Origin of the sequence: Bacillus sp. G16 (assembly GCF_021282335.1) — a bacterium.
Lineage (GTDB): Bacteria > Bacillota > Bacilli > Bacillales > Bacillaceae > Bacillus > Bacillus inaquosorum.
On record NZ_JAJSOZ010000004.1, the window covers coordinates 127,340 to 141,770 of the forward strand.

The following is a 14,431-nucleotide window of genomic DNA, read 5'->3' on the forward strand; positions in this document are numbered from 1 at the left end:
AAATAGTTCGATTAGACCAAAATCCTTTTTATACATGTATTCGAAATGAAGTGAGGGGGAAGCTTGATGGGAGATTTTGTTGCTAGTTTGAATGCGGTTTTATGGAGTACACCCGTCATTTATATTTTATTGGGAATTGGATTAGTCTTTTCTATTATGACCCGCTTTTTACAAGTCAGGCATTTGAAGGAAATGATAGTTCTGATGTTCCAGGGAAAGAGCTCTGAAGCCGGCGTTTCTTCTTTTCAAGCATTATCGATTGCGCTGTCCGGCCGAGTGGGAACAGGAAACATTGCGGGTGTGGCGACAGCGATTGCATTCGGCGGACCCGGCGCAGTGTTCTGGATGTGGGCGATTGCCTTTATCGGTGCTGCGAGCGCCTTTGTTGAATCAACTCTTGCTCAAATTTACAAAGTGAAACAAGGCGGCCAATATCGAGGGGGCCCCGCTTATTATATAGAAAAAGGCTTAGGCATTAAATGGTTTGCCGTCCTATTTGCCGCTGCTGCCCTTATTGCAATGGCCCTTCTGATGCCGGGCGTACAGTCCAACTCCATTGCAGCTGGCGTCCAAAATGCATTCGGCATCTCTCCTGCCATCACAGGCTGTATTCTCGTTTTATTATTAGGGTTTATTATTTTTGGCGGCGTCAAACGAATTGCCAATGCCGCGCAAATGATTGTTCCGTTTATGGCCATTGGATATATCCTGCTTTCTTTGATCATTATTGTCATGAATATTACTGAATTGCCTGCTGTCATCTCATTGATTTTCAAAAGCGCTTTTGCATTAGATTCCGCTTTTGGCGGCCTGATCGGCATGGCGATTTCTTGGGGAGTCAAACGGGGCATTTACTCAAACGAAGCCGGCCAGGGAACAGGCCCGCATCCGGCCGCCGCTGCAGAAGTTTCCCATCCGGTCAAGCAGGGATTGGTTCAGGCATTTTCCGTTTATATTGACACCCTATTTGTATGTTCCGCTACAGCATTCATGATCTTATTTACCGGTATGTATAATACTCAGGCTGCAGATGGTTCCTTTATTGTTCAACAACTTAAAGGCGTAGAGGCGGGGCCTGGCTTCACTCAAGCGGCCATTGACAGCGTGCTTCCCGGATTCGGTGCAGGCTTTGTCGCCATCGCTTTATTCTTCTTCGCATTTACAACAATAATGGCGTATTACTACATCGCAGAAACAAATATCGCTTATTTAGCCCGAGGCAGAGAAAGCAAATGGGCAATGCTCGGATTAAAACTGATTATTTTAGCCGCGACGTTCTATGGAACTGTGAAAACCGCTTCACTGGCTTGGGCATTAGGCGATGCAGGGCTTGGCATTATGGTATGGCTGAACGTCATAGCCATCGTGCTGCTTGCCAAACCCGCGCTTCTCGCCTTAAAGGATTACGAGCGCCAAAAGAAGCAAGGCTTAGACCCAGTCTTTGATCCGAAGGCGTTGGGCATCAAAAACGCTGATTTCTGGGAGAAGGAATACACACAGGAAAATGAGCGTGTCTCTTGAATATACAAAAACCGGCCCGATATAACATCGTGCCGGTTTTTTATAAGCGGTAATTGGTATAGACTTCTTGAACATCATCGTCATCTTCAAGGATGTCAATCAGTTTTTCCAGCTTCTCAACAGCCTGATCATCGGCATCTGCATAGGTTTTCGGAAGCATGGTCACCTCTGCCGAAGAAATGGGATATTTCGATTCTAGAGCTGTTTTTACCTCAGCAAAACGCTCGGGCTCTGTTAATACCTCATATTGCTCTTCTTCTGTCTGCAGCTCTTCTCCCCCTGCTTCCAGCACATCAAGCATAAGCTCATCTTCTTCTATTTGCCGTTCTGTACGGTCGATTGCAATGAATCCCTTCCGTTCAAATAAGAAGGCTACACATCCGCTTTCTCCCAGACTTCCGCCATTTTTATTAAATGCTGTACGCACATTTGACGCCGTTCGGTTTTTGTTATCCGTTACACATTCAACCATAACGGCGATCCCTGATGGACCATAGCCTTCATAGGTGATTTCCTCATAGCTGCTTCCGTCTTGGCTCCCTGCGGCTTTTTTAATGGCACGGTCTATATTTTCATTCGGCATATTGGCGCCTTTTGCTTTTTCGATGACAAGACGCAATGCTGAATTTGCTTCTGGATCAGCTCCGCCTTCTTTCGCTGCCACATAGATTTCTTTCGCGAGTTTCATAAAGATTTTCCCGCGCTTTGCATCCTGTGCATTTTTTCTTTTTTGTATGTTTTTCCACTTGGAATGGCCTGCCATATTTTCACCTTCTTTTGACATTTTCTATGTACACTTTAATAGGTATTGTTCGCTGACGCAAAGAAAAAGGCTGCCGAATATCATTTCCGGCAGCCTTTCCGTCCTAGCGGGAGTTCATTTTATGAAGTCTCGTGAACAGCCTTTTGTCTGTGGACACTTGGACGTCACGGCCATTCGCATAGTTGCGTGCCGCTTTTGCAACATTTTCCCTGTCGGACTTTGTGAACTCTCTGTGGCTTCTGACTGCAACGACCACTCGGTCATCCGTTACCTTAACTTGTGTGTCATTGACGTTTTTCACTTGTTTCACACGGTTGGCAATTTTTGCAGCCAGTCTTCTGTTTTCTTGGTTGTCATATCCGTTGTTCGTCACGTTCCGATTCATGTTTCTGTTATTCGTGTTGTTATATGTTCCGTCAGTTGCCAAAGGAACGCGATCGTCAGCAGTAACACGGTCACGGTTATTTACATTAGTAGTGTTTCGGTTACCGCCGTTCTGGTCCTCCATTAATTCAGTAACAGGACCGTCATTGTCGACGATTCCTTCTCCCTGCCTGTCAGCGTCATTTTCATTTGTATAATATCCGATTGGACGGGTATTGCCGTTATTGCGCGTATCATTCATAGCATTATCGTTTGCTCCGCATGCTGTTAAGCCGGCTGTCATTAGAATCAAGCTAGCGATCGTCATTTTTTTACCCAATGGAAAAGCCCCCCGTGGACGAATTTGAGCATGTTTGCTCGTTTTTATCATGTGCGTCCGAGGGGCATGTTAAGCTTGTAAGTTCTGTCCATTTAGCAGTGAAACAAAAAAAGGAACGATTTACATCGTTCCGAACAATCACTCATCTTCTTCTTCCGGCCGGCCAAACATTTGGTTTACTGAAGGCTGATTCGTCATCGGCATTGAAACTCCGGCCGCATATGGATTTTGATTAGGATTAGGATTAGGATTTGGGTTAGCTGCGCCGTAAGGCAAATTAGGACTTCCATAAGCTCCAAGTCCCGAATATCCAGGTGCGGAGAAATATGGCTGATGACCATCATCACAGCCGCAGTCGTCATGATCTTTGTACGGCATGTATCCTGGAGCAGCAGCCGGCTGGTATGCTCCCATTACTTGAGGTGTGCCATAATGAGGGCCATACGGCATATGTCCATACGGAGAACCAAAAGCCGGTGATGCGTATTGAGGCGCTCCGAATGAACCGTAATGTCCGTGATGACTGTTTTCATGATGCTGGTTTTCATATTCACCCGGATCATACTGAGGCGATACAAAACTTGGCTGGTATCCATGAGGCTGATACATTGGATAAGGTTGTGCCGGATAGAACGGGTAGCATAATCCTGAACCCGGAAGAATTGGTGAGACAGGAACCGGACACGGCACGAAATGAGCCGGATAATGAAAATAAGGCTGAACAGCCGGCATATTCGGAACTGTGTGATGAATGTTTTCTTCTTCAATACCGCCTACCTCTGGCGCCTTTGGCATATTAGGCATATTCGGATAATTTGCATTTTCCATATTACTCATAGCCTCCTGTTGTGGAAATTGATCTTGCATGTGATACATATGATCATTATTTCCGTCATGATGTTTTGGCTCCTCCGGTTTTGGAGGCGACCAAGGCTGGAAAAGCTGTTTCATATCATAATAATCGTTCACATCAGCTTCAGGATACACATCTTCCTGCAAATTAGGCATCGGCGGGACATACGGCACAGACTTCTTTTCTTTCGGCTTTGTGTCTTCCACGTCGACAACGGATTTAGGCTTCTCTTTCGCATATGGGTGTTCTGGATGTTCTTGCTTCACACTCCCGGCCGCCGGGCCCGTTTTTGGCTCTTTTCTGACCAGGACACCCTCGGACGGCACTTTTATTTTCATTCCAGGCATGATTGAGTCTGGACTGCTGAGCTGTGTATTGAGTTTCTTCACTTCCTCAACATCAACTCCGTACTTTTCAGCTATTTTCCAGAGCGAATCGCCTTTTTGAACGATATGGATTTTCAACGTTTTCCCCTCCTATGCAAAACGTGAACAGTTCAGCTGTGATTACAATATGTTTCTTCACAACATATGCCTGAACAAAAGAAGTTATGAGTAAAGGAGGGGAAATATTTCTGATTTACGTGATCGCAAGCATTCGATTCAAGGCAAGGAGGGCATTTTGCTGAATGGCTTTTGGCACCTTGATCACGCCTGAAGGTTCTCCTTTTTCTATTTGTTCCAAAGACCACAGCAAATGCGGCAAATCGATTCGATTCATTGTCAGACACGGGCACATGTCAGGATTGAGTGATTCGATTTGTTTATCAGGATGCTCTTGAATGATCCGCTGGACAAGATTCATTTCTGTTCCGATTGCCCACTTGCTTCCCGCCGGAGCCTTGTTGATTGTATCGATAATATATTTCGTTGATCCGCTGTCGTCACTTAGCGTCACGACTTCATGTGAGCATTCCGGATGCACAATGATCTGAATGTCAGGGTCAGGGTCACGCTCTCTCACATCATGGATATTTTTCGCGGTGAATTTTTCATGAACAGAGCAATGCCCTTTCCACAAAATCACTTTTACATTCTTATGATCAGACTCAGTCACTAATTCATCTTTCATCGGGTCCCACACAGCCATATCCTCAAGCGCGATGCCCAGATCATAAGCCGTATTTCTCCCTAAATGCTGGTCAGGCAAAAATAAAATTCTTTTTTTCTGTGTAAACGCCCATTCAAGCACTTTTTTCGCATTCGAAGAAGTTACAGTCGCTCCGCCATGCTTACCGACGAAAGCCTTGATCTCCGCAGTGGAGTTCACATAAGTTAATGGTATGATCGTATCTCCGAATGTATGCTGAAGCTTCTCCCACGCCCTATTGGTCTGCTGCATGTCAGCCATGTCTGCCATAGAACATCCTGCTCTCATATCAGGCAGGATGACCGTTTGTTGATCACCTGTCAGCATATCAGCGGTCTCTGCCATAAAATGCACGCCGCAAAATACGATATAATCCGCTTCTTTGTTTTTTTCCGCAATTTGGGCCAGCTGCAGGGAATCGCCTGTTTGATCAGCAAATTGTATCACTTCGTCTTTTTGATAATGATGGCCTGGTATAAAGAGCCTGCTGCCGAACTTTTTCTTAATGGCGGCAACACGCGTTTCCATATCCTTTCTCGACATTCCTTTATAACCTTCAGGCATCATATCATTCGATTGTTTTATCACATCAAGAATTGACATAACGGCATTCCTCCGCAAATTCATTTGATAATGTAACATCCATGCTGATATCTAAACTTTTGACGGAATGAGTCAGAAATCCTAATGAAATATAATTCACGCCCGTCCCTTTAAAAGCAGGCAAAGATTCTAACGTAATCCCGCCCGAAGCTTCAGTTTTTATATGGTTCGGTGTGAGATTTGCAAAATGTCGGACCGTATCAGGCGAGCAGTTGTCAAACATAATAACATCTGCTCCTGCTTCAATTGCTTCCCGCAGCTGTTCCTCCGTTTCAATTTCCACCTCGATATTTACCATATGCCCCGCGGCCTGACGAGCTTTTTGGCATGCCTCTAAAATAGAGCCGCATGCTGCAATATGATTATCTTTAATCATGATGCCGTCATACAAGCCGAATCGATGATTATATCCGCCCCCGGCTCTGACAGCGTATTTTTCCAGCATTCTCAGCCCCGGTGTTGTTTTTCTCGTGTCACAAATTTTAATCTGTTCATCATCCAGCCGCCGAACAGCCTCCTTTGTCATCGTCGCAATTCCTGACATCCTCTGAATGAGATTTAATACGACCCTCTCTCCTGAAAGAAGCGCAGCCGCCGGACCGCATAACACGGCAATCACTTCACCTTTTCGCAAAATGTCCCCATCTGTTTTATGCAAAATGATTTGAACATGTTCGTCTAATAAAGCAAAGCCTTCTTTTATCACTGCAGCTCCGGCAAAGATGCCGTCTGATTTTGCAACAATCTCCGCTTCACAGCTCTGTTCTCCAAAGATTGACTGCGATGTAAGATCCCCCATCCCTATGTCCTCAAGAAAAAAGTGATTCAGCAATTTTTTCAGCTGTAAATGATTCATTTTTCCAAATCCCCTCGTTTTTTCTAATCTTCGTTCCCTTTTTTGTATGAACAATTTGTCTTCCTTGCCAGCGTACATCAGCTTGAGGAAAATCGGTGCGGAAGTGAGCCCCTCTGCTTTCCTCCCTCAAAAGCGCTGAAAATGTCATCAGCTTTGCAGTTTGCCATAAATGAGAAAGTTCCAGCTGCGGGATTGTGATATCCTTCACATTCACTTCCTGAAAAGGAAGCGTATGAAGCCAGATGCTCAGCTCAATCAGACTGCCTTGTTCCCGCAAGATAGACATGTTGCTTGTCATTCTGCTTTGCAGTTCATACACCTCTGTGTGCGGTACCTCATAGATTACACTGTTTTCTGGTGCTGATTGATATTGCATGTTATAAACCGGTTTTTGCATGATATGCTCTGCTGCTCTTTTTCCAAACACCAGTGCTTCCAATAAGGAATTGCTTGCAAGCCGATTGGCTCCGTGTAAACCGGTGCATGCAGTCTCGCCTATTGCATAAAGCCCCGGCACTGTCGTTTCCCCCCAGCGATTAACTGAAACACCTCCCATTAAGAAGTGCATTCCCGGGGCAACAGGTATTTTTCCGCTTTGGATCTTCACCCCTGCTTTTTCACAAATAGCGGTGATGGTAGGGAAACGTGCTTCGAAATCAGAAATCGCACTGCAGTCGATATAAACACGGTTTCCTTTTGCCATTTCTTCATGAATAACCCGGGAGACGATGTCCCTTGGAGCCAAATCACCTAAAGGATGCCGGTCAGCCATAACCCGGCGGCCGTTTTCGTCAACTAAACATCCGCCTTCCCCTCTGACAGCTTCTGAAACAAGCCCATAGGAAACACCATTTTTCACTAGCAGTGTCGGGTGAAACTGGGTAAACTCTAAATCAGTTATTTCCGCTCCGGCCCGGTAAGCTAAAGAAAGGCCGTCACCTGTGACAGATGGATCGTTCGTATGGTGAAGAAACAGGCTTCCGCATCCGCCGGCCGCCAGCACAACTGCATCCGCATATCTTACCTTGATCCGCCCTTGGCTGTCTTTTGTGATGACACCGATACAATGCCCATTCTCCATCAGCAAATCTGCTGCTGTTTCATGCTCATTTACCTCGATATTGCTGTCGATCTGTTTCAGCAAATAATCAACTAGCAGTCTGCCTGTTGCGTCTCCGCCTGCATGAAAAATGCGGTTGTATGAGTGGGCTCCTTCTCTGCCAAGACAAACATCGCCTTGTTCATTGCGGTCGAATGGAAATTCGCTCTCCAATAAGCTTTGAATCATGATTTTCCCATCATGTAAAACGTCTGATGCAATCGTCAGATCGTTATGTCCGCAACCCGCATATAACGTATCCTCCAGATGGGCTTCAATCGAGTCACCTTTTGCATAAGCCGCAGCAATCCCGCCTTGTGCATAGACTGAATTACTGTTTTTGGTGCTTTTCTTTGTGATGACAGTCACTTCGTATGAAGGCGGGAAAGCGGACGCTAAGGAAAGTGCCGCCGCCCCTGAACCGATGACTGCAATCGTCTTTTTAGACATATGCCACCCTCCTGTTGTTTACACCTGTCTTGACACCTATATTTACACAAGGATAAAATAAACTCAAGAGTTTTTTGGAGAACGGATGGAGGAACGACCCGATGATTTATTTAGATTATGCAGCGACAACGCCTATTTGCGAGGAAGCCCTTAATGTATATCAGAAGCTCAGTATGGATATGTACGGTAATGCCAGCAGCTTGCATGATGCAGGAGGAAAAGCAAAGCACATACTGGAGTACTGCCGCGAGAAAATCGCTGACATCATTGGCGGAGAAGCAAGCGGCATCTATTTTACAAGCGGCGGCACTGAATCCAATTTTCTGGCTATTCAATCACTGTTAAACGGCCTGCCAAAAACAAAAAGACATTTCATTACGTCTGCTATGGAGCATCAGTCCATTCATAACTGTGCTGCTTTTCTGGAACAGCATGGATTTGATGTAACAATCATTGAACCGGATGAATACGGGCTTATTACCGAGGAAATATTAGCAGCTCATATCCGCCCGGAAACAGGTCTGGTATCTATCCAGCATGCCAATTCTGAAACCGGGATCATTCAGCCCATTCAACGTCTGTCTTCTTACCTGCATAATAGGGACATTCTTCTTCATTGCGACGCTGTTCAAACATTTGGGAAAATCCCTATCAGTACAGAAGAACTGGGGGTGGATGCACTCTCAATGTCCAGCCATAAAGTCCACGGTCCTAAAGGAGTTGGCGCGGTCTATATTCGGCCAGATGCCCCTTGGAAGCCCGTTTACCCTCTTACCTCTCACGAACACGGATTCAGAGCCGGTACCGTGAATGTTCCCGGGATCGGAGCCTTTACTGCCGCTGCTGAGCTGATGTTAAGCGAAATGGATAAACAAATATCCCGCAATGAGACATTAAGAACATACCTTTTAGACCAAATCAGCATTCGGTCTCTCCCTGTAACTCTTGCGGCAGACACTTCAAAAACGGAATGTCTTCCGCATATTGTCGGGTGTTTTTTTCACGCATTTGAAGGACAATATGTTATGTTAGAATGTAATCGGAGCAATATTTGCATATCAACGGGCAGCGCTTGTTCTGCCGGTTATCACGGTCCGTCTGCAGCGATGAAAGCATTAAGAAAAACAGACCAAGAAGCCCTGCAATTTATCCGCATCTCTTTTGGAAGGCATACAACGGAGGAACAGCTGGATAAGTTATTACATACGTTTACAGCGCTTTGGGAACAAAAGAAAGGAGAACTTGATATTGACCGAAGAATTAAAGCTCATGGGCGCCAACAGGCGTGACCAGCTTCTTCTGTGGCTGAAGGAATCCACATCACCGCTGACAGGAGGAGAACTCGCAAAAAAAGCGAACGTTTCAAGACAGGTAATTGTTCAGGATATATCGCTCTTGAAAGCGAAAAATGAACCGATTATCGCCACAAGCCAAGGATATGTATACATGGATGCAGCCGCTCAGCAGCACCAGCAGGCCAAAAGAATCATAGCTTGTCTGCACGGTCCTGAACGGACAGAAGAGGAACTGCAGCTTATCGTGGACGAAGGTGTTACAGTAAAAGACGTAAAAATTGAACATCCAGTATACGGAGATTTAACTGCAGCTATCCAAGTAGGCACCCGGAAGGAAGTTAGCAATTTCATCAAAAAAATCAATTCTACGAATGCCGCCTATTTATCACAGCTGACGGACGGCGTGCATCTTCATACACTGACAGCACCGGATGAACACCGCATCGACCAAGCCTGCCAAGCACTCGAGGAAGCCGGTATTTTAATTAAAGACTAAAAAAAGCCCTTTATTGGGCTTTTTTTATAATTGGTAGGACTGATATGCACCAAGAAGCTTCACTTTGCAGCCGAGCGCTTCGAGCTCCTGCATGGCACCTGGAATCAATACCTCATCAAACGCTTTCTCAATATCAATAATAAAGAAATAATGGCCCAATCCGGTTTTAGTCGGACGTGATTCAATCTTTGACAAGTTTAAGTTTCTCCAAGAAAAAGCAGACAGCACTCTGTGCAGCGCCCCGGATTGATCATCCGGAAGCATCACCATCAGGGTCGTTTTGGGCCTTGAGCTCAATTTTGAATTCACTTCAAATGATATGTTTTCATCAGGAGACAGGATCACAAATCTCGTATGATTGTCCCTATAATCCTGTATATCTCGTTTCACGATTTTTAATTCGTATGTAGAAGCTGCCATTTCATTGGCAATGACCCCGATATTCAGCTCAGGATGGTCACTGACAAATTCTGCTGCCGCCCCAGTTGAGTTGGCGTATTCATATGGAACGGAAGGAAAATGACGATGGAGAAATTTATGACATTGCGCAATCGCATGTGAGTGTGAATAAATTTTGTCGAGCTCTTTCCATGCACTCTCTCTGGAAGGATGGACAAGCAAGTGCTGATGAATCGGCAATGTCATTTCACCCACGATTGGCAAGGGCTGCTCATGTATTAAATAGTCTATCGTTAAATTTACTGATCCTTCTAATGCATTCTCTAAAGGAACAAAAGCGAAATCAACTTCGCCTGCAACTGCCGCATCTATACACTCCGGTATGGTGCGGTAAGCAACATGTTCGGCGCCGTTTTGAAAACAAGAACTGACTGCTAGATGTGTGAATGTAGCTGCTGGACCTAAATAACCGACTTTCATGACGATCTTCTCTCCCTTATGCACCTGAACCTAATATTTCAACCTTTTCTACAAAATCAAACTTCCTGAGCTTATTCATTAACGTATGAATGTCCTCTTCCATTGCAGACGTACTGATAGACAGTGTCACATTTGCTCTGCCCTGAAGCGGGATGGTCTGGTGAATGGAAAGAACGTTGCTTCCAGAATCAGCTACCGCCTGCAGGAGCTGAGATAGTGCACCTGATCTATCCTCCAAATGAAAGAAAAGTGTGATAATTTGTTCTTTAACCATAGTGTAGAACGGAAAAACAGCATCTCTGTATTTATAAAACGCACTTCTGCTTAAATCCACCTTTTGAACGGCATCTGCCACTGAATCTGCTTTTTTTCGGTCAAGCAGCTTTTTGACTTCCAATGTTTTTCTCATCGCATCGGGCAATACATCTTCACGGACAAGATAAAATGTCTCCTCTTTCATTTGCATCCCCCCTTTAAAATAGAGAGCCTGACATCCAGGCTCTCCTCTCAGCCATCATTAATCAATAAATTCAAATTCGAATTCCAGAAGCCTGATAATATCTCCATCCTTGGCTCCGCGTTCTCTGAGCGCTTCATCAACACCCATTCCGCGCATCTGTCTTGCAAACCGTTTAACCGATTCATCACGCGAGAAATCAGTCATCTTGAATAACCGCTCAAGACTGTCTCCTGAAAGTACAAATACACCGTCCGGATCGCGTGTAATGTTAAACGGCACTTCTTCATTCTCCATCGTGTACATGACACGGTTTTGTGTAAGCTCTTCTTCGTCATACAGCGGGAATTCCGGCGTGTTCTCCAGCTGATTGGCGACTTCAAACAGAAGCTCACGAAGGCCTTCTCTTGTCACCGCACTGACCGGGAATACCGGGTAATCATCCGTCAGCTTTTCTTTAAAGGCTTCAAGATTTTCCGCAGCCTGCGGCATGTCCATTTTATTGGCAACGATAATTTGCGGACGCTCAGTGAGACGCAGATTGTACTCGCTCAGCTCCTGGTTAATCGTGACGTAATCCTCATACGGATCGCGGCCTTCCAAACCGGACATGTCAATGACGTGAACGATAACCCGCGTCCGTTCAATATGGCGCAAAAACTGGTGGCCAAGTCCGACCCCTTGGTGTGCGCCTTCAATCAGTCCCGGCAAATCAGCCATGACAAAGCTGCGTCCGTCATCCGTTTCAACCATGCCGAGATTTGGGACAAGCGTTGTAAAGTGATAGTCCGCAATTTTCGGTTTTGCAGATGAGACAACAGACAGCAAAGTGGATTTTCCAACACTCGGGAATCCAACAAGTCCGACATCCGCAAGCACTTTTAATTCAAGAACAACGTAGCGTTCTTTTCCCGGCTCGCCGTTTTCTGAAAGCTGAGGCGCGGGATTAGCCGGTGTAGCAAAGCGGGAATTCCCTCTTCCGCCTCTTCCGCCCCTTGCAATGACAGCCTGCTGTCCATGCTCTGTTAAATCAGCGATGACCTGCTTTGTATCATCGTCTGTCACAACGGTGCCTGGCGGAACTTTAATGACCATATCATCAGCATTTCGCCCATGCTGGTTTTTGGACATGCCATGCTCCCCGCGAATCGCTTTAAAGTGTTTTTTGTATCTAAAATCCATCAGGGTGCGGAGACCTTCATCCACTTCAAAAACGACGTCTCCTCCCTTTCCTCCGTCACCGCCGGCAGGGCCGCCTTTCGGCACATATTTTTCACGGCGAAACGCAACCATCCCGTTGCCGCCGTCGCCACCTTTTACATATACTTTGACCTGATCTACAAACATAATGTCCTCCGTTCTAAACCGTTAAAAACTCCGCTAGTCCAACCCAATTTCAATCAGACATTCGTGACTTGTGATCTCAAAACGCATGATATCAACGTCCTCATATCCATTTTGCTGAATATCATCAAAAGCAGATGGATCGGCAAAAGCGCCGTGAAAATCAAGGTACAGAATCAGCTGCATGTCAGGATGATCCGTTTGAAGCGAAACCGTTAAATGATTTTCGCTCTCTCTGCTGACTGCTTGATCAAACAGATAAAACAGCTTTCTCATCAGTTTCGCCAGCTTTTGATCATAAGCCGACAAATCCTTAATTTCTCCAAGAACTTCATATTCAAGCGTCATATAATGGGTTTTCCAATTAAATGTAAGAAAGTCGAACGCCAAATGCGGTGTTTTCAGGTTTGAGAGCTTTGATTCGTGCTTTGCGTCTATAACCATTTCTTCAATCATTTCAAAGACGCGGTCATACTTCTGCAAGCTTAAGTTTCCTTTAATCAGCTGCAGCTTATTCATCCAATCATGCCGGGAATGGCCGAGCAGATGAATCAGTTCGTTTGTTAATGCCGTGTCGCTTATATTTTCTTCTTGATTTTTTGAAACATCCTTCATTTTCGCACTCCCAATCATTTAATTTCTTATTTAGGAGTCTGTATAAGTGTGTATTATGAATTATAACAGAGAAGGCTTTGTTAGAAAAACAATTGTTTTTCCCAGAAATATCATGTTCCTTTTTTCTGGCTTTGGTTGATTTGCAGCCAGGCAGAACATTTTATGTATTACTGCTTGGGGAACATATCCAGTGGGTTTGAGACGTTTATTCTCATTCTTGGCGGGGTCTGCTCGCACATACTCTGCATTTCATTCTAGGTGTTTACTCCGCATATTGCAAAAAAAACTCCAGTCATCATCGACCGGAGTTTTTTGAATCATTATTGAGCTACAGGATATACGCTCACTTTTTTGCGGTCACGGCCGAAACGTTCGAATTTAACAGTTCCGTCGATTTTCGCAAATAGAGTGTCATCTCCGCCGCGGCCCACGTTTTCACCTGGGTAAATTTTTGTTCCGCGTTGACGGTAAAGGATAGAACCGCCTGTTACGAATTGACCGTCAGCACGTTTAGCACCTAAACGTTTAGCCTCAGAGTCACGTCCGTTCTTTGTAGAACCTACTCCTTTTTTAGAAGCGAAAAACTGAAGATCTAATCTAAGCATGTAGCTCACCTCCTATATTATGTTTGTGGTCACACGCAAGTTATCTTTGTAATCCCGTTCGATTGTATCCAGCGAAACAATCATGCCTTCAATCAGCAGCTGAGCTTTTTGGCGCGCCTCTGGATCAAGAGATTCAGGGAATTCAAAGTAAAAATAACCCCCGTCCTCCCCTATATCAAGAAGCGGCTCGAAACCCGCGAGCACAATGACCGCGTTAACGGCTCCAAACACAACAGCTGTCACTCCGGCACAAACAAGATCTTGTCCATGTTCAGCAAAATTCGCATGGCCCGTCATTTCAAAAGACAATATGCCTTTATCATGAGACCTTCTGACTGTTGCCTGAATCATGCTTACGCGTTGATTTTTTCGATCGTCACTTTAGTGTAAGGCTGACGATGACCTTGTTTTTTATGAACGTTTTTCTTTGGTTTGTATCTGAAAACAGTGATTTTTTTCGCACGGCCTTGTTTTTCAACTTTAGCCGTTACTGTTGCGCCTTCAACTGTAGGGTTGCCGACTTTCACGTTGTCTCCGCCAACAAACAAAACGTCTTCAAAAGTAACTGTTTCACCTGCTTCAGCAGCAAGTTTTTCGATGTAAACAGTTTGGCCTTCTTCAACTTTGATTTGTTTTCCGCCTGTTTTAATGATTGCGTACATTCTCTGCACCTCCTATTAGACTAAGACTCGCCAGACACCAGGGGGCTGTAAAAGCTCTTAACACCTGTACTGAGCGGTTGTAGCAATGGTGCTACATCCATAACATTAAAAAATATACCAAAATACAAGACGTTTGTCAAT

Annotated in this window: 17 protein-coding genes and 1 other annotated feature; of the genes, 4 read left to right on the forward strand and 13 right to left on the reverse strand. The window is 45.1% G+C overall.

All coding sequences use genetic code 11. The features are described 5' to 3' along the window. The first annotated feature begins 66 nt into the window (after window positions 1-66). On the forward strand, window positions 67-1,521 hold the full coding sequence (locus tag LWH95_RS06230; protein WP_148982092.1) for an alanine/glycine:cation symporter family protein: 1,455 nt from the start codon (window positions 67-69) through the stop codon (window positions 1,519-1,521). 40 nt (window positions 1,522-1,561) lie between these two features. Here the strand turns inward: LWH95_RS06230 and LWH95_RS06235 are convergent, their stop codons facing one another. The 6 genes from LWH95_RS06235 to nadB form a co-directional block, all read right to left on the reverse strand. Beyond that, window positions 1,562-2,284, reverse strand: a complete 723-nt coding sequence (locus tag LWH95_RS06235; RefSeq protein ID WP_232919168.1) for a YebC/PmpR family DNA-binding transcriptional regulator — start codon at window positions 2,282-2,284, stop codon at window positions 1,562-1,564. Window positions 2,285-2,387: 103 nt separating this feature from the next. Continuing rightward, window positions 2,388-2,987 (reverse strand): YhcN/YlaJ family sporulation lipoprotein, encoded by a 600-nt coding sequence (locus LWH95_RS06240; protein ID WP_003237553.1) that lies wholly within the window; start codon window positions 2,985-2,987, stop codon window positions 2,388-2,390. Window positions 2,988-3,125: 138 nt separating this feature from the next. After that, on the reverse strand, window positions 3,126-4,304 hold the full coding sequence (gene safA, locus LWH95_RS06245; protein WP_232919169.1) for a spore coat assembly protein SafA: 1,179 nt from the start codon (window positions 4,302-4,304) through the stop codon (window positions 3,126-3,128). 115 nt (window positions 4,305-4,419) lie between these two features. Next, complete coding sequence (gene nadA, locus LWH95_RS06250; RefSeq protein WP_232919170.1) at window positions 4,420-5,532, reverse strand: quinolinate synthase NadA; 1,113 nt, start codon at window positions 5,530-5,532, stop codon at window positions 4,420-4,422. Beyond that, a complete protein-coding gene (nadC, locus tag LWH95_RS06255) occupies window positions 5,519-6,388 on the reverse strand; it encodes a carboxylating nicotinate-nucleotide diphosphorylase (protein ID WP_133486658.1) in 870 nt (289 codons plus the stop codon). The genes nadA and nadC overlap by 14 nt, the downstream gene beginning before the upstream one ends. Next, the gene (gene nadB, locus LWH95_RS06260; RefSeq protein WP_133486656.1) at window positions 6,342-7,937 is read right to left on the reverse strand and encodes an L-aspartate oxidase; all 1,596 of its coding nucleotides are present in this window, start codon (window positions 7,935-7,937) and stop codon (window positions 6,342-6,344) included. The genes nadC and nadB overlap by 47 nt, the downstream gene beginning before the upstream one ends. Before the next feature lie 101 nt (window positions 7,938-8,038). On the opposite strand from nadB, the gene LWH95_RS06265 reads away from it, so the two are divergent. Continuing rightward, the gene (locus tag LWH95_RS06265) at window positions 8,039-9,226 is read left to right on the forward strand and encodes an IscS subfamily cysteine desulfurase (RefSeq protein ID WP_133486654.1); all 1,188 of its coding nucleotides are present in this window, start codon (window positions 8,039-8,041) and stop codon (window positions 9,224-9,226) included. Further along, on the forward strand, window positions 9,186-9,728 hold the full coding sequence (locus tag LWH95_RS06270) for a transcription repressor NadR (protein WP_133486652.1): 543 nt from the start codon (window positions 9,186-9,188) through the stop codon (window positions 9,726-9,728). Before LWH95_RS06265 ends, LWH95_RS06270 begins: the two co-directional genes overlap by 41 nt. Window positions 9,729-9,752: 24 nt before the next feature. On the opposite strand, the gene pheA is transcribed toward LWH95_RS06270, so the two are convergent. From pheA to spo0B, 4 genes are read right to left on the reverse strand one after another with little or no spacing between them, the layout of a single operon-like run. Next, window positions 9,753-10,607, reverse strand: a complete 855-nt coding sequence (pheA, locus tag LWH95_RS06275; RefSeq protein ID WP_003237560.1) for a prephenate dehydratase — start codon at window positions 10,605-10,607, stop codon at window positions 9,753-9,755. A gap of 16 nt (window positions 10,608-10,623) precedes the next feature. Continuing rightward, the gene (thrR, locus tag LWH95_RS06280; RefSeq protein ID WP_003222630.1) at window positions 10,624-11,067 is read right to left on the reverse strand and encodes a transcriptional regulator ThrR; all 444 of its coding nucleotides are present in this window, start codon (window positions 11,065-11,067) and stop codon (window positions 10,624-10,626) included. A 57-nt stretch (window positions 11,068-11,124) separates the two neighbouring features. Beyond that, window positions 11,125-12,411 (reverse strand): GTPase ObgE, encoded by a 1,287-nt coding sequence (gene obgE / locus LWH95_RS06285; RefSeq protein ID WP_003237561.1) that lies wholly within the window; start codon window positions 12,409-12,411, stop codon window positions 11,125-11,127. A 33-nt stretch (window positions 12,412-12,444) separates the two neighbouring features. After that, complete coding sequence (gene spo0B / locus LWH95_RS06290) at window positions 12,445-13,023, reverse strand: sporulation initiation phosphotransferase Sop0B (RefSeq protein ID WP_003237562.1); 579 nt, start codon at window positions 13,021-13,023, stop codon at window positions 12,445-12,447. A gap of 77 nt (window positions 13,024-13,100) precedes the next feature. Between spo0B and LWH95_RS06295 the strand changes: the two genes are divergently transcribed. Beyond that, complete coding sequence (locus tag LWH95_RS06295) at window positions 13,101-13,223, forward strand: hypothetical protein (RefSeq protein WP_003229671.1); 123 nt, start codon at window positions 13,101-13,103, stop codon at window positions 13,221-13,223. Window positions 13,224-13,343: 120 nt separating this feature from the next. On the opposite strand, the gene rpmA is transcribed toward LWH95_RS06295, so the two are convergent. Genes rpmA through rplU form a run of 3 tightly spaced genes read right to left on the reverse strand, consistent with a single transcriptional unit; the run spans window position 13,344 to window position 14,290 of the window. Further along, complete coding sequence (gene rpmA, locus LWH95_RS06300; protein WP_003222623.1) at window positions 13,344-13,628, reverse strand: 50S ribosomal protein L27; 285 nt, start codon at window positions 13,626-13,628, stop codon at window positions 13,344-13,346. 12 nt (window positions 13,629-13,640) lie between these two features. Beyond that, a complete protein-coding gene (locus LWH95_RS06305; RefSeq protein ID WP_003237563.1) occupies window positions 13,641-13,979 on the reverse strand; it encodes a ribosomal-processing cysteine protease Prp in 339 nt (112 codons plus the stop codon). A gap of 2 nt (window positions 13,980-13,981) precedes the next feature. After that, entirely contained in the window at window positions 13,982-14,290 is a 309-nt protein-coding gene (gene rplU, locus LWH95_RS06310; protein WP_003229668.1) for a 50S ribosomal protein L21, read from the reverse strand. 13 nt (window positions 14,291-14,303) lie between these two features. Beyond that, window positions 14,304-14,379: a sequence feature (ribosomal protein L21 leader region), on the reverse strand. Window positions 14,380-14,431 lie beyond the last annotated feature (52 nt).